Origin of the sequence: Pseudorhodoplanes sinuspersici, from assembly GCF_002119765.1 — a bacterium.
In the GTDB taxonomy this organism is placed as follows: domain Bacteria; phylum Pseudomonadota; class Alphaproteobacteria; order Rhizobiales; family Xanthobacteraceae; genus Pseudorhodoplanes; species Pseudorhodoplanes sinuspersici.
This window is the reverse complement of record NZ_CP021112.1, coordinates 3,318,277-3,337,021: the sequence shown is the minus strand read 5'-3', so window position 1 is coordinate 3,337,021 and position 18,745 is coordinate 3,318,277. Positions and strand designations below refer to the sequence as shown.

20 protein-coding genes are annotated in these 18,745 nt (G+C 60.7%); 14 read left to right on the top strand and 6 right to left on the bottom strand.

The genetic code is table 11. The annotated features are described in order from the left end of the window. The first annotated feature begins 58 nt into the window (after nt 1-58). Entirely contained in the window at nt 59-646 is a 588-nt protein-coding gene (locus CAK95_RS16180; protein WP_086088838.1) for a carboxymuconolactone decarboxylase family protein, read from the top strand. A gap of 9 nt (nt 647-655) precedes the next feature. Here the strand turns inward: CAK95_RS16180 and CAK95_RS16175 are convergent, their stop codons facing one another. After that, entirely contained in the window at nt 656-1,639 is a 984-nt protein-coding gene (locus CAK95_RS16175; protein WP_086088837.1) for a 2-hydroxyacid dehydrogenase, read from the bottom strand. A gap of 112 nt (nt 1,640-1,751) precedes the next feature. On the opposite strand from CAK95_RS16175, the gene CAK95_RS16170 reads away from it, so the two are divergent. After that, complete coding sequence (locus tag CAK95_RS16170; RefSeq protein ID WP_086088836.1) at nt 1,752-2,690, top strand: NAD(P)-dependent oxidoreductase; 939 nt, start codon at nt 1,752-1,754, stop codon at nt 2,688-2,690. Nucleotides 2,691-2,787: 97 nt separating this feature from the next. Here the strand turns inward: CAK95_RS16170 and CAK95_RS16165 are convergent, their stop codons facing one another. Continuing rightward, entirely contained in the window at nt 2,788-4,056 is a 1,269-nt protein-coding gene (locus tag CAK95_RS16165; protein WP_086088835.1) for a TadE/TadG family type IV pilus assembly protein, read from the bottom strand. A 178-nt stretch (nt 4,057-4,234) separates the two neighbouring features. After that, a complete protein-coding gene (locus tag CAK95_RS16160; protein WP_086088834.1) occupies nt 4,235-5,470 on the bottom strand; it encodes an FAD binding domain-containing protein in 1,236 nt (411 codons plus the stop codon). A gap of 56 nt (nt 5,471-5,526) precedes the next feature. Between CAK95_RS16160 and CAK95_RS16155 the strand changes: the two genes are divergently transcribed. Continuing rightward, nucleotides 5,527-5,973: a cupin domain-containing protein gene (locus CAK95_RS16155; RefSeq protein ID WP_245303426.1), complete on the top strand. Its 447-nt coding sequence runs from the start codon at nt 5,527-5,529 to the stop codon at nt 5,971-5,973. A 14-nt stretch (nt 5,974-5,987) separates the two neighbouring features. Here CAK95_RS16155 and CAK95_RS16150 read toward each other — a convergent pair whose 3' ends face one another. Beyond that, nucleotides 5,988-6,761, bottom strand: a complete 774-nt coding sequence (locus tag CAK95_RS16150; RefSeq protein ID WP_086088833.1) for a TetR/AcrR family transcriptional regulator — start codon at nt 6,759-6,761, stop codon at nt 5,988-5,990. Nucleotides 6,762-6,948: 187 nt separating this feature from the next. Between CAK95_RS16150 and CAK95_RS16145 the strand changes: the two genes are divergently transcribed. From CAK95_RS16145 to CAK95_RS16115, 7 genes are all read left to right on the top strand, one after another. Next, nucleotides 6,949-7,512 (top strand): cupin domain-containing protein, encoded by a 564-nt coding sequence (locus CAK95_RS16145; RefSeq protein WP_086091458.1) that lies wholly within the window; start codon nt 6,949-6,951, stop codon nt 7,510-7,512. A 32-nt stretch (nt 7,513-7,544) separates the two neighbouring features. Continuing rightward, a complete protein-coding gene (locus CAK95_RS16140; RefSeq protein ID WP_086088832.1) occupies nt 7,545-8,351 on the top strand; it encodes an alpha/beta fold hydrolase in 807 nt (268 codons plus the stop codon). A 38-nt stretch (nt 8,352-8,389) separates the two neighbouring features. Next, nucleotides 8,390-9,640, top strand: a complete 1,251-nt coding sequence (locus CAK95_RS16135; protein ID WP_198343727.1) for an amino acid ABC transporter substrate-binding protein — start codon at nt 8,390-8,392, stop codon at nt 9,638-9,640. Between the two features lie 265 nt (nt 9,641-9,905). Then, on the top strand, nt 9,906-10,781 hold the full coding sequence (locus tag CAK95_RS16130; protein ID WP_086088831.1) for a branched-chain amino acid ABC transporter permease: 876 nt from the start codon (nt 9,906-9,908) through the stop codon (nt 10,779-10,781). Continuing rightward, nucleotides 10,781-11,824 carry a branched-chain amino acid ABC transporter permease gene (locus CAK95_RS16125; protein ID WP_086088830.1) on the top strand — a complete coding sequence of 348 codons (1,044 nt, stop codon included), beginning with the start codon at nt 10,781-10,783 and terminating at the stop codon, nt 11,822-11,824. Before CAK95_RS16130 ends, CAK95_RS16125 begins: the two co-directional genes overlap by 1 nt. Next, nucleotides 11,821-12,558: an ABC transporter ATP-binding protein gene (locus tag CAK95_RS16120; protein ID WP_086088829.1), complete on the top strand. Its 738-nt coding sequence runs from the start codon at nt 11,821-11,823 to the stop codon at nt 12,556-12,558. Before CAK95_RS16125 ends, CAK95_RS16120 begins: the two co-directional genes overlap by 4 nt. Then, on the top strand, nt 12,548-13,279 hold the full coding sequence (locus tag CAK95_RS16115) for an ABC transporter ATP-binding protein (RefSeq protein ID WP_086088828.1): 732 nt from the start codon (nt 12,548-12,550) through the stop codon (nt 13,277-13,279). The genes CAK95_RS16120 and CAK95_RS16115 overlap by 11 nt, the downstream gene beginning before the upstream one ends. Nucleotides 13,280-13,375: 96 nt before the next feature. Here the strand turns inward: CAK95_RS16115 and CAK95_RS16110 are convergent, their stop codons facing one another. Then, nucleotides 13,376-13,765: a DUF1330 domain-containing protein gene (locus CAK95_RS16110; RefSeq protein ID WP_198343726.1), complete on the bottom strand. Its 390-nt coding sequence runs from the start codon at nt 13,763-13,765 to the stop codon at nt 13,376-13,378. A gap of 119 nt (nt 13,766-13,884) precedes the next feature. Between CAK95_RS16110 and CAK95_RS16105 the strand changes: the two genes are divergently transcribed. The 4 genes from CAK95_RS16105 (at nt 13,885) to CAK95_RS16090 (ending at nt 17,891) form a co-directional block, all read left to right on the top strand. Then, nucleotides 13,885-14,658, top strand: coding sequence for a cyclase family protein (locus tag CAK95_RS16105; protein ID WP_086088827.1), 774 nt, complete (start codon nt 13,885-13,887; stop codon nt 14,656-14,658). Nucleotides 14,659-14,777: 119 nt separating this feature from the next. After that, nucleotides 14,778-15,764: a Bug family tripartite tricarboxylate transporter substrate binding protein gene (locus tag CAK95_RS16100; RefSeq protein WP_157699649.1), complete on the top strand. Its 987-nt coding sequence runs from the start codon at nt 14,778-14,780 to the stop codon at nt 15,762-15,764. Nucleotides 15,765-15,917: 153 nt separating this feature from the next. After that, nucleotides 15,918-16,364: a tripartite tricarboxylate transporter TctB family protein gene (locus tag CAK95_RS16095; protein ID WP_157699648.1), complete on the top strand. Its 447-nt coding sequence runs from the start codon at nt 15,918-15,920 to the stop codon at nt 16,362-16,364. Nucleotides 16,365-16,367: 3 nt separating this feature from the next. Then, nucleotides 16,368-17,891: a tripartite tricarboxylate transporter permease gene (locus CAK95_RS16090; RefSeq protein WP_086088824.1), complete on the top strand. Its 1,524-nt coding sequence runs from the start codon at nt 16,368-16,370 to the stop codon at nt 17,889-17,891. A gap of 192 nt (nt 17,892-18,083) precedes the next feature. On the opposite strand, the gene CAK95_RS16085 is transcribed toward CAK95_RS16090, so the two are convergent. After that, nucleotides 18,084-18,677, bottom strand: a complete 594-nt coding sequence (locus CAK95_RS16085; RefSeq protein ID WP_086088823.1) for a c-type cytochrome — start codon at nt 18,675-18,677, stop codon at nt 18,084-18,086. Nucleotides 18,678-18,745: the final 68 nt, after the last annotated feature.

Sequence of the window (18,745 nt, the reverse complement as noted above, 5' to 3'; positions counted from 1 at the left end):
CGGCAGCACGGCATGCTTCATGCCTGCCGGACGGACATGAGCGGAGCGAAAGCGGAAAATGTCTGACGACACATATCAAGACCGGCAGAACCTTGAATTCTTCCAGTGGCCGGAACTTGCCAAGGCGTTTCAACAGCTTGCCGAACTCGTCATGGTGTCGCCGAACAACCTGCCGAAACAGTTGCGCGGTGAAATCTTCACGATGGCGAGCATCGCCGGCGGCTGTCAGCATTGCCAGGCGCATGGCGCCTATACGCTGAATCTGCTGGGCGTCGACCCGGAACGCATCCGTGACATCTGGACCTTCGAGCATTCTCAGGCTTTCAGCGAGGCCGAGAAGGCGGCGCTACGCCTCGCGCGCGATGGCGCAAGCGTGCCCAGCATGGTCGAGCCGATGCATTTCGCGGCTCTCCGAAAAAATTATTCCGACAGGCAGATCGTGGAGATGCTCGCGGTCATCAGCCTGGCTGGCTGGTTCAACCGCTGGAATAACGCGATCGCCACGGTTACAGACCAGGAGTCGGTCGATTGGGCGCAAGACAATCTCAAGGCTGTGGGCTGGACGCTCGGAAAGCATGCCGGCAAAGCACATGAGCAGCGCCGGAAACATCCGCGCTCGGGCGACAAGGACGGGATCGAATACTGATCCGGCGGGTTACGCCGCCGCCTCCACCACCTCTTTATTGATGATGTTCGGCGGCACGCGGCCTTCGGCAATCGCTGCGATATTGTCGACCACGATATGCGCCATGTTCTCGCGCAGTTCACGCACCGCGCTGCCGAGATGCGGCGTCAGCACGACGTTATCCATGGTCAGCAATGCGCGCTCGATTTTCGGTTCGTTGGTATAGACATCGAGCCCGGCGCCGGCGATGCGGCCTTCCGTCAAAGCCTTGATCAATGCCTCGTCATCGATGATCGGACCGCGCGAGGTGTTGATCAGGAACGCGCTGCGCTTCATCAGCGCGAATTGCCGCGTGCTGATCATGTGACGGGTCTCGTCGGTGAGTTGCGGATGCAGCGAGATGAAATCCGCCTGCCCCAGCACTTCCTCCAGACTGACCTGCGTGCCGAGCGCCTGAATCTCCGGATCGGCAAAGCCGCGCGGGTCGGCATAGATCACCCGCATGTCGAAACCGCGCGCACGCCGCGCCATCGCCTGGCCGATGCGGCCGAAACCGACCAGCCCCAGCGTCTTGCTGGTCACGCCGGTGCCGGCGAGATGATTGGATTGCGAGCCGGGAAACACACCGGAGCGGACGACGCGATCGCCCTCGGCAATCCGCCGCGCCACCGCGAGCAACAGGCCGAAAGCCATATCGGCGGTGGCGTCGGTCACCACCGCCGGAATATTGGTAACCATGATCTTGCGTTTGGTCGCCTCCGCCACATCGATGCGATCCGGCGTGATGGTCATCGAGGCGATCGCCTTGAGATCGGGATTGGCGGCCAGTACATCGCGGTCGATGGTATCGTGCAACAGCGCCAGAATGATATCGCTGCTTTTCGCCGCCTCGATCAGCTTGGATCTGGAAATGATGCGGCTGGAGTCATGATTGATCTCGACGTCGGCAACTTCTCGCAGCCGCAGCAAGGCGCTTTCGGCGATCGGCTGAGTGACATAGACGCGCGGCCGCATTCAATTCCCCCATCTCAGAACGGGACTATTGCCCGCAAGCAAAGCCATATAATAACGAAGCCCCGCGGCCAAGCTGAGCATCATCAAGTCGGGCATAGAACGGAGAAGCATCGTGGCGAAGAAATCCAAAGGCAAGGTCGGGATCAAGGGCAAGGTCGGAATCATCGGCCTCGGTATCATGGGCGGCGCATTTGCGCGCAACCTCGTGGCCGACGGCTGGACCGTCCTCGGCATCGATACCGATCCAGCCCGGCAAAAGGCGATGAAGAAAGCCGGCGTCGATATCTATCACGATGTGAAAGAGCTGCTGGCGGATGCTCCTGTGGTCATCACCAGTTTGCCGAGCGCAAAGGCGCTGCACGCTGTGGTACAGGACATCGTCGATGCCAAAGCCCCCTCGCGCATCATTGTCGAGGCCTCGACCTTTACGCTGGACGACAAGCTTGCGGCCGAGAAGGCTCTGCGCAAGGCCGGCCACACGACGCTGGATTGCCCGATGAGCGGCACCGGCGCACAGGCGGCGGTGAAGGATCTCGTCGTCTATGCCAGCGGCGATACCAAGGCGATCAAGAAGGTGCAACCGATCTTCAACGGCTTCTCGCGCCAGACCTACGACCTCGGCGCGTTCGGCAATGGCAGCAAGATGAAATATGTCGCGAACCTCCTGGTCGCGATTCATAACGTCGCCGCCGCCGAAGCCATGGTGCTCGGCATGAAAGCCGGACTCGATCCGGAGCAGATCCTGAAATTCGCCAGCGTCGGCGCCGGCAATTCGCGCATGCTGGAAATCCGCGGGCCGATGATGGCCAAGGGCGATTATTCGGAAGCGACGATGAAGAACTATGTCTGGCAAAAGGACATGAGCGTGATCGGCGAATACGCCAACAAGCTCGGCGTGCCGACACCGCTGTTCAGCGCGACACTGCCGATCTACGCCTCGACCCTCTCGACTGGCTATGCCGAGCAGGACACCGGCGCCGTCTGCGGCGTGCTGGAAAAAATGGCCGGCGTGAAAAGGAAGAAGGGCAAGGGGAAAGGAAAGAAGCGCTAGCGGCAAACTCCGTTCGTTCCCGCGCAGCGGGAACCCACACTTGCCATTACACGAGGTCCCCGCTTTCGCGGGGACGACCGGAAAGAGTGGCACGTTCTCAATACAGCAGCCGGACCGCCCCGCCCGACGACGAGGCCATCGCCTTGTTGCCGGGTGTGATCGTCCAGTTCGTGTTGTTCAGGATCAGGCTGGCAAACACCATCGTCGCTTTGTCGGCCGACACATTCGACACCGAATTGATGGTGACGGCCTTGCTCGGCAGATAGATCAGTCCCCTCAGTGTCGAGCTGCTGGTGCCATTGATGACCCAGTTGCTCTGCGAGAGGCCCGGTGCCTCGTAGAAAAGGATATCGTCATAACTGCCTGATGTCGGCGCGCTGAGCTGCACATTCACGTTGCCATTGAATTGTATGATGCTGTTGTCGGCATAATAGATGGTGACGCCGGTCCCGGTGAAAGTCATACCGGAATTCACATTCCAGTTTCCGCCCTTGACGATATAGAGCCCGGGATTGAGCTTCACCGTCCTGGCCTGGTTGAAGTTCATGCCGCCATACATGCCCGGATTCAGTGTGACGCTCGTCTGGTTGCTGAAATTGACATTGCAATAGTTGCCTGCCGGCAAAACCACGGTGGACACATCGGGATTGTAGTTTTCACTTTTGCAGGAAGCGCCGGGGATCGACACGCTCGGCATCTTGCCGGCGTAGGGATCGCTGATCGCGTCGCAGCTCTTCTCCAGATTGCCGACGCTGCCTCCGTTGTTGATGACCGTGCTGGCCTTCACGCAGGTGCGTTTCACGTCCAAGTTGACACCGGCATTGATAATGGCGCCAGGCGATACGTTTGTACGGACGTGAATTTCGCAATCAGGCGCAATCAGCTTCGCACCGGAGTTGGCGAGAAGGGTCTGCGAACGCGACTGATCGACCAACAAAATGCAAACCTTGCCGCCGCTGGAAGATGCTGCCGCGGCCTTGGCCGAGACATCGAGCGTCTCACGGCCAAACATAGCCATGATCGATGTCGGCACCTCGGCCTGCGCGGTTCCATTCAACACATGATCGGCGACAGAAAAGCTCGCGCTCGTCTTGGCTGAGAACTGTTCCGGCCGTTGAGCATCAAAGAACGATTGCGCTTTGGCGATCTGTGCCGAGGGACTGGATTCTCGTGCCCCGGCCAACACCGCCGCATCCAGTGTCGATTGCAAATGCGTGCGGACATTGGCGCTCTTCGCATAGTCAATCGCAACCCCGACACCGACGAGTAGCGGCAAAGCTGCCAAGGCGAAGATGACCGCAACATTGCCGCGGCTGGCACGACCAAACTCCTGTCGTGCAATATCAAATGGAAAACGCCTGTTCATCGGCCCGCTCGCTCAGCGTCGCCACGAGCGGCTTAGAGTCCGACCGGTTACTCAATTCTATGATCGACCGCGAAAATGCCAGCGATCCTGGCAAGGATCGATTCACCATACGCATGAGACCACCATTTCAGGCGCTTTTCGCGGCGCGAGGCTCCCTCACCCTGTCGATGCTGGGCTGCTATGCATAGAGAAAATCCAGCGTCGCCGTTTCCGCCAGCACCGCTTCCGGAATGGAATGCCTCGCCGAATGCGCCGCCTCCTCCGACGTCCGTTGCGCCTGCAGATAAGCGCCGAGGTGACGCGCGCGCTCAATCATCTGCCGCCCGACCGGCAGCCGCGCCGATTCGAATTGCAATAAAGCCGAGGACACATCCGAATTTTCTTGCAGCGCAATAGTCAAGGCATCGGCATCGCCAGCCGCCTTGGCGACACCGCCGCCGACATGCGGCCGCGCCACGAAAGCGGCATCGCCGATGATGGCAATCCTGCCGAAGGCGATGCGCGTCGATTCCAGATCGAAGATCGGCTGCAACAAGGGCTGATCGACGACGTCCACCGCCTTCACGAATTGCGGCGCCAGCACGCGATGGGCCGCCGCGCGCATGGCGGCGATCGAGGCACGGCCGATCAAGGGCGGCGGGATCGACATGGAATGCGCAACGCCATTCTCGTCGGTGAGCAGCGAGACGAGTTCGGTCTCTTCATCCGCCGGCCGGTACCAGATCATATTGTAGCGCAGATGGCCCGGCCGCAGATCGTTGTCGGCACCGGCAACAGGATAGCCGAGCATCTGCTCGCCCGGCGGCAGGCAGAAGGCCATCACCGGAAAGATATCGCGATGGATGTCGCGCGGCATCGCGCTTTCCGCAATCAGTGCGCGCCACGCCACATAGCCGGCGTAAAGCGGCTGCGCATCCGATGCACACAGGCCGCGCACGGTCGAACGGATGCCATCGGCGCCGATCAAAATATCGGCGGTGACCGTTTCACCATTTGCAAAGATGGCTGCAACCTTATCCGGGAATTGCTCGATCGCACGCAGCGATTGCCCCTGATGATAATGCGCGGCGGGAAATCCATCGCGCAGAATGCGATACACGCGCTCCCAGGCTGTCATCACCTGCCGGCAATCGGTTTCCAGCACCATGCGGCCGGATGCATCGAACAGCCGGCGCTTCTCAACCGCAACACCGAGATCGCGCGTCTCGAGACCAAGCGCATCCAAAGCCGCAAGGATTTCCGGCTGCGCCACGATGCCGGCGCCGCGGCCCGACAATTCGCCTTCCACCTTTTCGTAAATATCGACCTGCCAGCCCGCGGACCGCAACATCAGCCCGGCAAACAGCCCGCTCATCGAGCCACCTATGACAATGGCGCGGCGCTGCTCTCCTTTTTTCGGTTCGGCCGTTGGCATTGGCGATATCCTCAAACCTGTTATATTTGCTGACACAATATAGAGGAGGAACCGCGATGGCATTGTCCATGATGGAAAAAGCGGCGCTCAAGACCGACCACTCCGCCTGGCCGGAGGATATCGCCAGGGAATTCGAACGCGAGCGCGACAATCCCAATCCCTGTGTCGGTTCCCGTCTTCTTTCAGAGAATGAAAGAGTGCGGGTGTGGGAAATCCGCCTGCAGCCCGGCGAACGCATTGGTTTCCACCGCCATGTGCTCGATTATTTCTGGACCTCGGTATCCGGCGGCCGCGGGCGCCAGCACGTGCATGACGGCACGACGGTCGAATATACCTATCAGCCGGGCGAGACGCGGCACGAGGTCTATGGCGCCGGCGAGTTCAAGGTGCACGATCTGGAAAATCTCGGGGACCAGGAGATGGTGTTCATGACCATCGAGTTCCTGAATTCGGCCAACAAGCCGATGGCGCTGCCGGAGCATATGCGCAAGGTGGCGGCGTAAACGCAGCCGCCCTTTCAGGATACAGAAAGCCGCCGCTTCGCCGGCGGCTTTTTCGTCTGTGCCTCGATTGTTTCACGATCCTGCGCCGCCAATTGCAGCATCAGATCGCGCGCGTTGACGTGAAAGCGCTCGACGATCTGCGTCACCGTGCCGGGGACATCGCTCGGGCCGCCGACATTGTAGACCCACTTGCGCATGCCGATGTAGAAAATGCTGCCGTGCAGCGCCCACATCAATTCGATTTCCGGCTCGCTCATCGGCAACGCCGCCAAGTCCGGGCGTCCGTATTCGTGACGCAGTTCGCCGACCACACGCGCATAAGCGCGATCGGTGGCGAGGCGCGCAAAGCGCTGGGCGATGCCCGCCCCTTCCAGACCTGAATAGAGATAGATGCGGCCCCATTCGTATTCGTGCAGCATCTTCGCATAATCGCGATAGAACTCGGTGAGGCGATCGAGGAGCGGTCGCGATCTGTCGCCCAGGATCTCGTCCCATTCCGGATTCCAGCGGCCCTCGAACAGCGTCTCGTAGATGCGATCAATCAGCGCATCCTTGGTCGGGAAATAGCGGAACAATAACCCGGTCGATATTCCGAGCTGCTTGGCGAGATCGCGCGTCTGTCCGCGAAAGCCGCGATCGGCGAAGAAGCGAATCGCGCCGCGCAGGATCTGATCGCTGCGCGCTTCCGGGCTGAGCCGCACGCGCTTGCTGCCGCCGCTGCGCAGCTTTTTGCTTTGCACCACGGACTTCGGTTTGCGCCCGGTGCGGACAATCGCGGTTTTCTTCATCGTCGAGCCATCGGAAATCTGCGGACCGGCGTTTCACGCGATCGCGATGCAACCTGTAGCAGCAAAATCGCCCGCGGAAAACGTGTCCCGCGCAGCTTGACATATTGAGCATCTGGTCAATAATAATGACCAAATGCTCAATTATAATAATACCGATGAAAAAATCGGCGCATCAGGGAGATGGATGATGGAAACCTTGCCCCGGTTCGGCCTTCGCCGCGAAGACATGATGAAGCGTGTCGCCTTCTTCAAGGATCTGAAGGGCTATGACGGCGGCCTGCCCGACAGCAATTATGAGAGCGCCATCCGCAAGCTTTACAACGTGATCGGCTTCCAGCCGCCCGAGGGCGAAAGTGGCGCCGTCACCTCTCCGGTCGGCGCCGACGCCGCGCGCATGGCGGCGATCAAGATCTCGGAGGGCTTCAATCTCGGCTATTGCCGCGCCAAGCCCGGCAAGGGCCCGATGATGCACAACCACGACACCAACGAGACCTTCATTCCCATGACCGGCAAATGGCGCTGCTCGTGGATCAACGAAAAGGGCGAAGTCGATTATGTCGATGCCGGCCCGTTCGATGTCGTCTCCTTCCCGGCCGGCTGCGCACGGAGATTCGAGAACATCACCGACGGCGATCCGGACGCGGAATCGATCCTGATGTTCGTCATTGGCGGCGACGGGCCGCGCGCAGAATTCACCGACGAATCGATGAAGGAACTCGAAGACGCCGGCGTCTGGCCGGCAACGACGTAACGCCGTCCACCGCACACAGAGCGGACAACAGCATGTCATCAGCCGGACTCGCTGCCAGGCCTGCCAGGACGCCGTGGGATATGACCAATGCGCTTACGACCGCCACGGTTGCGGGCGTCGCATGGTCTTATGTCGATACGAGCGCGAAGGGTCCGGCGCTGATCATGCTGCCCGGCTCGGTCGGCACCTGCGAGATGTTCTTCAGGCAGATCCGCGCGCTCGGCGACACATACCGTCTCATTTCGGTGAGCTATCCGGCTGAGCCCGATCCTACGCGCCTCGCCGACGGTCTCGCCGGACTGATGGACCATCTGCAACTCGATCGCGCGAGCGTGCTCGGCTCATCCTTCGGCGGCTATTGGGCTCAGTTCTTCGCGCTGCGCCACGCTGGACGCGTCGAGCATCTGTTTCTCGGCAACATTTTCATCACGCCAAACGAATTGTTCTCCAATCCGCTGTTCGATCCGGCCTGGATCGCCAAGACCGCGCCGGCAGACCTGCAAGCCTTCTGGCTGGAGCGCGTAGAAAAGGCGCCGGACAGCGAACTGAAAGCCATCCAGCGCGACATGCTGTCGGGGCGCCAGAGCGCGGACAATCTGAAAGCGCGCTTCGTCGGTGTTGCGCGGGCCACACTATGTCCGCCGCTGCCGCTCCCCGCCCAGAGCATCACCGTCATCGATTGCGACGACGATCCAATCATCCCGCCGCAATCACGGCAGGCCGTCCGCGACCGCTATCCGGGCGCAGCGATCCGCACGCTCTCATCGGGCGGACATTATCCGCACATTCTCAACCCAGAGGCTTACGACACCATCATCACCGAACGCCTGTCCAGTTGAACAACGCCGGACCAACACGGCGATTGAGGGAGGACATCATGTCCACATTGACTGTGCTTTTCCGCCAAATGACATTCGCACTGGCATTTTTGGCCGCCATGTTTACCGCTGGCTCCGCGATGGCGGCCGACCCGATCAAGATCGGCCTCAGCATGGCCTTGACCGGTGGACTCGCCGGTAACGGCAAGGCGGCCCTGCTCGCGATCCAGATGTGGGCGGATGACGTGAATGCCAAAGGCGGCCTTCTGGGCCGCAAGGTGCAGATCGTTCACTACGACGACCAGAGCAATCCCTCGACGGTGCCGAGCCTCTACACCAAGCTGATTGATCTCGACAAAGTCGATCTCGTGGTGTCGCCCTATGGCACCAACCTGATCGCACCGGCCATGCCGGTCGTCATGCAGAAGGGCATGACGATGATGAGCTTGTTCGGCGTCGGCGTGAACAAGCAGTTCGACTACGACCGTTATTTCCAGATCATGCCGCTCGGCGTCGATTCCGGCTACGCAATCCCGAATGCGTTTTTCGAAGTCGTGAAAGCGATGAATCCGATGCCGAAGACCGTCGCCATCACCGGTGCGGATGCGGAATTCGGCAAGATCTCCACCGATGCGGCCCGCGACATCGCCAAAAAAATGGGCCTGAAGATCGTCTATGACCGGTCCTACCCGCCGGCCAGCGTGGATTTTGCACCCATCGCGCGGGCCATCCAGTCGGCCAATCCGGAGGTTGTGTTCATTGCCGGCTATCCGATCGACAGCGTTGGGCTGTTCCGGGCGATCAACGAAGTCGGCCTCAAAGCCAAGCTGGTGGGCGGAGGATCGGCCGGCCCACAATTCGCAGCCGTGAAGGCGCAGCTTGGTCCGATGCTGAACAACGCGCTGGGCTACGAAACCTATGTGCCATCCGAGAAGATGAACTTCCCCGGCATTCAGGACTTCCTGAAGCGCTATCAAGACAAGGCGGCCGCACAGGGCATCGACCCGCTCGGTTTCTATGTGCCGCCGTTCATCTATGCAGCGATGGAGATCGTCGGCCAGGCGGTTGAGAAAACAAAATCGCTCGATCAGAAGGCGCTCGCCAAGACCATGCACGAGAATTCCTTCCCTACCATCGTGGGCGACATCCGCTTCGCCAAGAACGGCGAATGGACGCAGCCGCGCATGCTGATGGTCCAATACAAGGGCATCGAGGGGAACGGCGTCGACCAGTTCCGCGATCCGGCCCGCTACACCGTGCTTTATCCGCCGGCGTTCAAATCCGGCGACGTGATTGTGCCCTATCGGTGAGCAGTTGGGAGCCAATTGTCGCAGGCCCCATCATGGTACGCGCCGGGCGATCAATCACGCCCCGGCGCGTTCACCAGAAAATCGTTGAGCTGGATCAAAGAGACTAGCCAAGTCTCTCAGCTTGCGGCAATAATCGATCCAAGCGCACACGGGCGGGAACCTTTACAGGCCGCCACAATCAAACAAGCGCGAGCGGGGAAGGATCATGACGTCACGTATCCGGCGTAACGGGCCTTCTTGTTGAGTTTTTAACAGGGCCTACGGAATGGAATTTCCCGTCGAGCTGTTTATCAATGCGCTGATCGCCGGCATCCTGCTGGGCGGTTTCTATGCCGCCGTGACGGTCGGCATTTCGATCTCGTTCGGTATCCTCGATATCGTCAATATCGCGCATCCGGCCTTTATTATCCTCGGCTCGTATATCGCCTATATCGCCAATCAGCGGCTGGGCCTCGATCCGATCCTGACCAGCATCCTGGTCTTGCCGTTGTTCTATTATCTCGGCTCGCTGATTTATCAGGTCTATTATCTGTCGTTCGAGAAGCGCGGACAGGAAGCGCTGCGCGGCCTCGCCTTCTTTTTCGGCCTTCTGTTCGTCACCGAAGTGCTCCTGATCCTCGTCTTCGGCGTCGACTATCGCTACGTGCAGGCGGGCTATATCGACACCACGCTCCGCTTCGCCTTCTTCGATCTGCCGATGCGCATGGTGGTGCCGTTCATCATCTCGATGGTGCTGCTGGCCGGCTTGCAGTGGTTTCTGTCGAAAACCTTTACCGGCCGCGCGATCATGGCAGTGGCGCAGGATCAACTGGCGCTGTCGCTGATGGCCGCCGATCCGATCCGCATCAAGCGCATCGCCTTTGCGATCTCGATCGCCACCGCCGCCATCGCCGGCGCGCTGCTGATCATCATCCAGCCGGTCGAACCGTCGGTCGGACGCGAATATATCGGCCGCGTGTTCGCAATCTGCGTGCTCGGCGGCATGGGCAGCATTCCCGGCATGATCATCGCCGCCATGCTGCTTGGCATCGTCGAAAGCATCACCTCGACCTTCTATGGCCCGTCATGGGCGCCGGCGGTTGCGTTCGGCTTCCTCCTGATCACGCTGGCCGTGCGGCCGGCCGGACTTCTGGGACGATAATGCGCACCTGGCAATTTTTCCTGATCTCACTCGCTATCGCCCTCGCGGGTTTCTTCGCAGCGAGACTGTACCAGAACGACTATTTGTTCTTCGCGGGCTACGTGGTGCTGCAATTCATCGTGATGGCGACCGCCTGGAACATTCTTGGCGGCTATTGCGGCTATGTGAATTTCGGTTCCGCCGCCTTCTTCGCCATGGGCGCCTACACCACCGTGGTGATGACCAAGCTGCCGGCTTTCGCCAACCGCCATCTGCCGGAAGGTCTTGCTGAAATCGTCACCGCGATCACGCCGCCCTCGATGCCGGTGCTGATCATCCTCGGTGGCGTTGTCGCCGGCCTGGTCGGGCTTGGCACCGGATATCTGACGCTGCGGCTGCGCGGTGTATTCTTTGCCATCGCCACACTGGCGCTTGCGGTCGTGCTGCAAACGCTGATCGTGAACTGGGATTTCGTCGGCGGTTCGCGCGGCGCCTATGTGATCCGCCCGGCCACCACTGCATGGCTCAATATCAACTACATCGAATACCTGTTCCTGGTGATGCTGATCCTCGTCGTGGTTGCGCTGACGACGGCGCGGGCGATCGAACGGTCGCGGCTCGGCTATGGCTTTGCCACCATTCGCGACGACGAAATGGCCGCCGAAGCCTGCGGCGTGCCGACGTTGCGGCTGAAGCTGGTGGCAACGACACTCAGCGGCGCCTTCATGGGCATGGCCGGCGCGCCTTTCCCCTATTACATCGGCTATCTGGAACCATCCTCGGCCTTCGGGCTTGCCTATGCCGTCAACGCCATCGCCATGCCGATGATCGGCGGCACGACAAGCTGGGTCGGCCCGCTGGTCGGTGCCGTGCTGCTCGGCACGCTGCAGCAACTGGCGACCGTGACGATCTCGTCGGCGGTCAGCCTGCTCATCGTGGGCCTCTTGCTGGTGTTCTTCGTCATCATCGCGCCGAATGGACTGATCGGCCTGTTCAACGATTTCTTCCGCCGCAAGAAGCCGGAAGCCGATGAAGCGCGCGGCGCCGTGGTGAAACCGTCATGACCGCCCCCCTTCTCAAAATTGAAAATGTCGGCAAGCGGTTCGGCGGCTTCGTCGCGCTCGACAACGTCAATCTCGAGATTGCGCCGGGCGAACGCCTCGGCCTGATCGGACCGAACGGCTCCGGCAAGTCGACGCTGGTCAATTGCATGTCTGGCACGCTGCAGAACGAGACCGGCACCGTCACTTTCGACGGCAAGCCGATGAACGGCCTCGCGCCGCATCAGCGCACGCATCTGGGCATTGCGCGATCGTTCCAGTTGCCGCGGCCGTTCCACACGCTCACCGTCGCGGAAAATATCCGGGTGCCGCTGCTTTATACGGTGCGGCTGCGGCGCGATATCGCGCACACGAAATCCGAGCTGGACGATCGCTGCCACGAAGTTCTCGATCTCGTGTCGTTGAAGCACAAGGCGAACAGACTGCCGAAGGACCTGACCCAGGTCGAGATGCGCAAGCTCGAACTGGCCCGCGCCATGGCGGCGGAGCCGAAGCTGCTCATCGCCGACGAGGCCATGGCGGGCCTGTCCGAATCCGAAGTCAAAGACATCGTCGCGCTGCTGATCCGGCTCAACGAACGCGGCATCACCATTATCCTCATCGAACACATCATGACCGCGGTGAAGAGCTTCTCGCAGCGGCTTGCCGTGCTTGTCAGCGGCAAGAAGATCGCCGACGGCGACCCGCAGGACGTGCTGAGCAATCCCGAGGTGGAGAGGGCGTATCTTGGCCAATAGCCTCACCATCAAGAACATCCATGCCGGCTATGGCGCCGTGCGTGTCATTCACGACGTCTCGCTCGATATCGATTCCGGCAAGACCGTCGTGCTGCTCGGCACCAACGGCAACGGCAAGTCGACTTTGATCAAATGCCTGATGGGCCTTTGCCGGCCGAGCGAAGGCTCGATCATCGCCGAAATCGACGGCGTGAAGCACAATCTCGTCGGCATGAGCACCGAGGATATCGTCGATCTCGGCATTGCCCTCGTGCCGGAAGGCCGGCGTCTGTTTCCGCGTCTGACCGTGGAAGAAAATCTCCTGCTCGGCGCTTTCCGCAAGAAGGCGCGGCAGGACCTGAAGAAGAATCTCGATTTCTGCCTCACCGCCTTTCCGCGCCTTGCCGAGCGCAAGAACCAGCTCGCCGGTTCGATGAGCGGCGGCGAGCAGCAGATGCTGGCGCTCGGCCGCGCGCTGATGCTGGCGCCGAAGATCCTTCTGGTCGATGAGCCGTCGGTCGGACTTGCGCCGGTGCTGGTCAGCCGCACCATCGACACGATCCGCGAATTGAAGGATCAATATCAGCTCACGGTGCTGATGGCCGAGCAGAACTTCACGCAGGCGATCCGCATTGCCGATTCCGGCTATGTGATCGTGCACGGCAAGATCGCCTTCAGCGGCAAGTCCGCCGATGAGCTCAATAACAACGACCTGATCCGGAAGTTCTATCTGGGTGTTTAGCGGCGGTCGTCCCCGCGAAAGCGGGGACCCATAACCATCGCTCTGAAATATGGCCCCGCTTTCGCGGGGGCGACTACGTTGTGTGTTTCGCGTGGTCTACTTCGTAAATTCGCCCGCCTCGAGCATGATGGTCTCGACTTCGCCCGCACCGTTGCGGCGGAAGGCGGCAGCATCGTCATATTCCTTCGACGTGAAGCAGGCGACGCCCTGCTCGAAGGTCGGAAACTCGATCACCACGAAGCGGTGAAACTTGTCCGGTCCTTCCATGATCTGAAACTTGCCGCCGCGCGCCAGCACCTTGCCGCCGTATTTGGCGATGATGCCGGGAACCTGATCCGTATACTTCTTGTATTCGACCGGATCGTTGATCTTCGAACGCGCGATCCAATAGGCGGGCATTTTTTCCTCCAGTATCACCGTTTCGCAGCCCGGATGGAGTGAAGCGAAATCCGGGCCTTCGACGACGATCGCATGACTGTCCCGCATTCCGTTTCACTCCATGCGGGCTACAATGATGCATTCTTAAAGACATGGATGCCCGAGACACAAGGCATTAAGACGCCGTCTTGACGGCTTAAGCCCGGGCATGACGGAGAGAGAATGCAATGCCCCGCAAGATGATCGACATTTCCGTTCCGCTCGAAAACGATGTGCCCGCCGATCCGCCCGGCTATGGTCCGTCGATCGAATACCAGACGCACAAGAACACGGCGTCCGACATCTGCAAATTCTTTCCCGGCCTGAAAGAAAGCGACCTGCCCGATTCCGAGGGCTGGGCGATCGAATGGGTGCGGCTCTCCACACATTGCACCACCCATCTCGATGCACCCTGGCATTTCGCCTCGACCATGGATGGCGGCAAGCGCGCCATCACCATCGACGAAGTGCCGCTCGAATGGTGCTTCAATCCCGGCGTGAAGCTGGACTTCCGCCATTTCCCGGATGGCTATGTCGCCACCGCCAATGATGTCGAAGCCGAATTGAACCGCATCGGTCACGCGCTTTCACCATTTGAAATCGTGGTCGTGAACACATCTGCCGGCACAGCCTATGGCCAGCCCGATTATGTGTCGAAAGGCTGCGGCATGGGACGCGAAGCGACACTGTATCTCCTTGAGCGCGGTGTGCGCGTGACCGGCACCGATGGCTGGAGCTGGGACGCGCCTTTCGTGCACACCAAAGAGAAATACGCTGCCACGGGCAATGCGCGTCTGATCTGGGAAGGTCACAAGGCCGGGCGCGACATCGGTTATTGTCACATTGAGAAACTGCACAATCTCGAAGCCCTTCCTGCGACCGGTTTCTCGATTTCCTGCTTCCCGGTGAAGGTGCGCGGCGGCTCTGCCGGCTGGACGCGCGCTGTCGCGATCCTGGATTGATTTCCGATTGAGGCTCGACCACGCCAAATCCAGCAGCTAGGCTTCTCTCACTTCGTTCGGAGAAATGAACGGAGAAAATATCCGGCACTCGAATGCCGGGCGCCTCTAGGGAGAAGCTCATGGATCGACGTCAATTCGTCGCGGGCTCGACCGCGGCCCTTACGACGCTGACGACGGCGACGCTGCCGTCGTTTGCGCAAGACACTTATCCATCGCGTCCAATCACCTTGATCAATCCGTTTCCGCCCGGCGGCGCGGCCGATGTTGTCGGCCGGCCATTCGCGGCGGTGCTGGAGCCGATCGTCAAGCAGCCGGTCGTGATCGAAACCAAGGCGGGAGCGGCTGGCGCCGTTGGCGCGCAATTTGCCGCCAATGCAAGGCCGGACGGCTACACATTGCTGTTGCACATTGTGTCGATCTCGGGCTTTGCCGAAGTCGACAAATTGTTCGGACGCCAGCCCAAATTCACGCGCGCCGATTTCATTCCGATTGCGCGCTTCACCGAAGGGCCGATGGTGCTCGTGGTGAATGCGGAGACCCCGTACAAGACGCTGAAGGAGCTGATCGACGACGCCAAGAAGCGTCCCGACCAGATTGTGTTCTCGTCATCCGGTCTTTATGGCGCGCTGCATCTGCCAACGCAGCTTTTCATGAACGCCGCCGGCATCAAGATGCGACATCTGCCGACCAATGGTGGAGGGCCAGCCCTCACCGCCATTCTCGGCAACAATTCGCAGGTGCTGGCGTCGTCGATCGCCGCCGCCAATGCGCATATCAAGAGCGGCAAATTGCGGGCGCTCGCCAGCTATTCGGACAAGCGCGCGGCATCGCTGCCGGACGTGCCGACGATGAAGGAGCAAGGTCTCGACGTCGAGTTCTATCTCTGGGTCGGGCTGTTCGCGCCGAAAGGCACGCCGGAGGCTGTCGTGAAGTCCATTCGCGAAGCCGCCAAGGCTGCCGTGGCGTCGGACAAGTTCGCGACAGCCATCAGCAATGTCGGCGACACGGTCCGCTACATGGATCAGCCGGACTTTTCGAAATTCTGGGACGAGGACGCCAAGCGCGTCGAAGCCGCCGTGCAGTCCATCGGCAAGGTTGAGGGGTGAGCCGGTGATCCGGCCGACGCTTCCTGCTCCGCTCGTCCCCGCGAAAGCGCGGACCCAGACCTGACACACTGGATTCCCGCTTTCGCGGGAATGAGCGGACGATGGTGAGTCCGGCCGGATCACCGTTATGCAATGATGCACGGTGGGCGTCACATGAACATTCGCGCCGATCAGGTGGCCGGGGGAGCCTTCATCCTTCTCGGCATTCTCGTCTTCATCATCGGCTGGGACCTGCCCTTCGGCCGCCTCAGCGCGCCTGGCGCCGGCATGCTGCCGAAGCTGATGGCCGGACTGATGATCGCCCTTGCGGCCGGCATCGCCATCAACGGTCAGCGCGGCGAAAAACTGTCCGAGATTCCGTGGAGCGACTGGCCGCATGCCGCGCTGATTATCCTGATCAGCGGCATCGCCACCGTGCTCTACACCACGCTTGGCTTCATCATCACCATGACGCTGCTGGTGTTCTCACTGCTGGTGATCGTCGAACGCAGACGCCTGTGGGCAGCCGCGACCTATGCGGTGCTGCTGACACTGTTCGCCTATGTCCTGTTCGGCACTGCGCTGAAAGCGCCGCTCGAACGCGGCTTGTTGTGGTTCTGAAATATGCAACAGGTGTTTGAAAGCCTCGCTCTCGGCTTCTCGGTCGCACTGCAGCCGGACATGCTGCTCTATGCGCTGATCGGCTGCGTCGTCGGCACGCTGGTCGGCATGCTGCCCGGCATCGGCCCGCTCGCCGGCATATCCATCCTGTTGCCGCTCACCTTCAGCCTCGATCCGACCAAGGCGATCATCATGCTGGCCGGCATCTATTACGGCTCGCAATATGGCGGTTCGACCACCTCGATCCTGTTGCGCATTCCCGGCGAAGCCGCATCGGTGATGACCTGCATCGACGGCAATGCGATGGCGAAGAAAGGTAGAGCCGGTGCCGCGCTCTGCATCGCCGCGATCGGCTCGTTCATCGCCGGCACTTTCGGCGTCATCATGCTGACGCTCATTGCGCCGCCCCTTGCAACTTTCGCGCTCCGTTTCGGCCCGCCGGAATATACCGCCCTGCTGGTGCTCGGGCTGATCTTCCTTGCCTATATGTCCACGTCATCGCTGCCGCGCACATTGTTGATGGCAGCTTTCGGCCTCCTCCTCGGCACCATCGGCATCGACGTCATCTCCGGCCATTTCCGCTTCTCGTTCGATATCCCCGAGCTTGGCGACGGCATCGGCATCGTTCCGGTCGCGGTTGGCCTGTTCGGCCTTGGCGAAATCCTCTCGACCCCCAGCCGCGATGTGCAGAACAATGTGACCGCGCCGAAATTCCGCGAGCTGTTGCCGACACGCGATGAACTGCGCCAGTCCGCCTTCCCGATCGCGCGCGGATCGCTGCTCGGCTTTTTCGTCGGCGTCATTCCCGGTTCTGCGCACATTATCTCGAGCTTCGTCTCCTATGCGCTGGAGCGGCGGCTCTCGAAACATCCCGAGGAATTCGGCAAGGGCGCGGTTGCCGGCGTCGCCGGACCGGAATCGGCCAACAATGCCGCCTCCACCGGCGCCTTCGTGCCGATGCTGGCGCTCGGCATTCCGACCGGGCCGGTGATCGCCGTGCTGATGGCGGCCTTGCTCATCCACGGCATTCCGCCGGGTCCCTCGCTCGTCAACGAGCAGCCGAAACTGTTCTGGGGCTTCGTCGCCTCGATGTATGTCGGCAACCTGATGCTGCTGGCGCTGAACCTGCCGCTGGTCAGCCTGTTCGTCAGCATCCTGCGCATTCCCTACGCCTATCTCTATCCGATGATCATCATGTTCTGCATCATCGGCGTATACGAGGTGAACAACTCGGTCGTCGATGTCTGGATCATGCTGATCTTTGGCGCGGTCGGTTATCTGTTGAAGAAATTCGCGTTCGATCCGGCGCCGCTGGTGCTCGGGCTCGTGATCGCGCCGATCTTCGAATTGTCACTGCGGCAATCGCTGATCATGTCGGGCGGCTCGTGGCAGATCTTCCTGCAGCGGCCGATCGCGCTGGTGCTGCTGGTGATCAGCGCGATCCTCCTCGGCCTCGCCGCCTGGGGCGCCATCGCCGCACACCGCGACTGGCGCGCGAAACTCGCCGCGGCGGAAGCGGGGGAGTAAACGCGTGGCCCCCGCGATTTCTTACCCTCCCCCTTGTGGGGAGGGTCGATTATCGGAGCGTAGCGACGGTGATCGGGGTGGGGGTAATAGCTATGGCCACGGAATCACATTGCTGAATTAATCTGGCCCCCCACCCCGCTCGCTATGCTCGCGACCCTCCCCACAAGGGGGAGGTAAAGACAGGAAAACTGCCTATCGCGACGCGGCGTAATGCGCGAGCGCTGTGATATCGTTCGGCGAAAGCCCGAAGATCGCAGCGGTCATGTTTGTATCCGCACCTTGGCGCTGGTCCTTCAGATAGGCATTCATCGCCATGATCATGTAATCGACGCGCTGTTTCGCGAGACGCGGCATCTGCTCCTGGCCGGCGAGTGTCGGCAGATGACAGGACGCACAGCGGCGCTGTGCCGCGATCTTCGCGCCACGCTCGACCAGCGCCGGATCGATCTTTTCATCGCTCGCCTGCGGCGTCAGCTTTTCGAAATGCGCGGCCAAGGCCTGGATGTCGCTGTCCTTTAAATCCTTCACGAACGGCATCATCGGCTCGACCCTGCGCACGCCCTCGCGCATCAACACGAGCTGGTTCAGCGTGAAGAAAGCCGGCTGTCCTGCGAGTGAAGGAATATTCTCGAGCTTCGAATTGCCGTCCTCGCCATGGCAACCGCCGCATTGCTGGATGCGCTCTTCAAGGGACAGTGTTTGCGCCGACGCCGCAAATGCCACGCATGCAACAGCGACGACGGTCAGCACACAACGATAGACATTCGGCATCAAACTACGAAGCATCAGGCACGTCACTCATTTCCGTTCGTCCCCGCGAAAGCGGGGACCCAGGCCTTCTGGATTCCCGCTGG

Coding starts and splice junctions, on each gene's coding strand:
- CAK95_RS16095 (WP_157699648.1), top strand. CDS start 15,918: ATGAACATTCGCGCCGATCAGGTGGCCGGGGGAGCCTTCATCCTTCTC.
- CAK95_RS16160 (WP_086088834.1), bottom strand. CDS start 5,470: ATGCCAACGGCCGAACCGAAAAAAGGAGAGCAGCGCCGCGCCATTGTC.
- CAK95_RS16085 (WP_086088823.1), bottom strand. CDS start 18,677: ATGCTTCGTAGTTTGATGCCGAATGTCTATCGTTGTGTGCTGACCGTC.
- CAK95_RS16090 (WP_086088824.1), top strand. CDS start 16,368: ATGCAACAGGTGTTTGAAAGCCTCGCTCTCGGCTTCTCGGTCGCACTG.
- CAK95_RS16150 (WP_086088833.1), bottom strand. CDS start 6,761: ATGAAGAAAACCGCGATTGTCCGCACCGGGCGCAAACCGAAGTCCGTG.
- CAK95_RS16155 (WP_245303426.1), top strand. CDS start 5,527: ATGGCATTGTCCATGATGGAAAAAGCGGCGCTCAAGACCGACCACTCC.
- CAK95_RS16145 (WP_086091458.1), top strand. CDS start 6,949: ATGGAAACCTTGCCCCGGTTCGGCCTTCGCCGCGAAGACATGATGAAG.
- CAK95_RS16110 (WP_198343726.1), bottom strand. CDS start 13,765: ATGCGGGACAGTCATGCGATCGTCGTCGAAGGCCCGGATTTCGCTTCA.
- CAK95_RS16165 (WP_086088835.1), bottom strand. CDS start 4,056: ATGAACAGGCGTTTTCCATTTGATATTGCACGACAGGAGTTTGGTCGT.
- CAK95_RS16135 (WP_198343727.1), top strand. CDS start 8,390: ATGTCCACATTGACTGTGCTTTTCCGCCAAATGACATTCGCACTGGCA.
- CAK95_RS16120 (WP_086088829.1), top strand. CDS start 11,821: ATGACCGCCCCCCTTCTCAAAATTGAAAATGTCGGCAAGCGGTTCGGC.
- CAK95_RS16105 (WP_086088827.1), top strand. CDS start 13,885: ATGCCCCGCAAGATGATCGACATTTCCGTTCCGCTCGAAAACGATGTG.
- CAK95_RS16180 (WP_086088838.1), top strand. CDS start 59: ATGTCTGACGACACATATCAAGACCGGCAGAACCTTGAATTCTTCCAG.
- CAK95_RS16175 (WP_086088837.1), bottom strand. CDS start 1,639: ATGCGGCCGCGCGTCTATGTCACTCAGCCGATCGCCGAAAGCGCCTTG.
- CAK95_RS16100 (WP_157699649.1), top strand. CDS start 14,778: ATGGATCGACGTCAATTCGTCGCGGGCTCGACCGCGGCCCTTACGACG.
- CAK95_RS16130 (WP_086088831.1), top strand. CDS start 9,906: ATGGAATTTCCCGTCGAGCTGTTTATCAATGCGCTGATCGCCGGCATC.
- CAK95_RS16140 (WP_086088832.1), top strand. CDS start 7,545: ATGTCATCAGCCGGACTCGCTGCCAGGCCTGCCAGGACGCCGTGGGAT.
- CAK95_RS16125 (WP_086088830.1), top strand. CDS start 10,781: ATGCGCACCTGGCAATTTTTCCTGATCTCACTCGCTATCGCCCTCGCG.